The organism is Pseudomonas sp. IT-P176 (assembly GCF_949767245.1).
In the GTDB taxonomy this organism is placed as follows: Bacteria; Pseudomonadota; Gammaproteobacteria; order Pseudomonadales; family Pseudomonadaceae; genus Aquipseudomonas.
Window position 1 is genome coordinate 1 of sequence record NZ_CATKPN010000009.1, and the last position, 263, is coordinate 263.

1 protein-coding gene is annotated in these 263 nt (G+C 60.1%); it reads right to left on the reverse strand.

What is annotated here, in order from left to right; translation table 11 throughout:
• Nucleotides 1-263: DUF6396 domain-containing protein (locus tag ACM6IP_RS00045; RefSeq protein ID WP_414860655.1), on the reverse strand; the 263-nt coding region annotated here is incomplete at both ends.

The following is a 263-nucleotide window of genomic DNA, read 5'->3' on the forward strand; positions in this document are numbered from 1 at the left end:
TCTTGATGAACGCGGGGGAACCGGGCATGGCCCTGCCGGTCGCCGGCTCAAGGAGCTTGGCCTTGGCCAACTGCCGAATCAGCACCTCGCTGGGTTTTTTCGGTGGGACATTGGCCAGTCGGGCTTCGAGCCATTGCAACTTGCCGTCCCAGGCCGGTAGCTTTGCCGGTGGCAAGGGGAGGATTTCGTTGATTTCGGGGACTTTGGGGTCTGCGTAGGAGTAGTCCGCTAGCAGACTCCAGATTGTTTTATAGCGCTCAGCG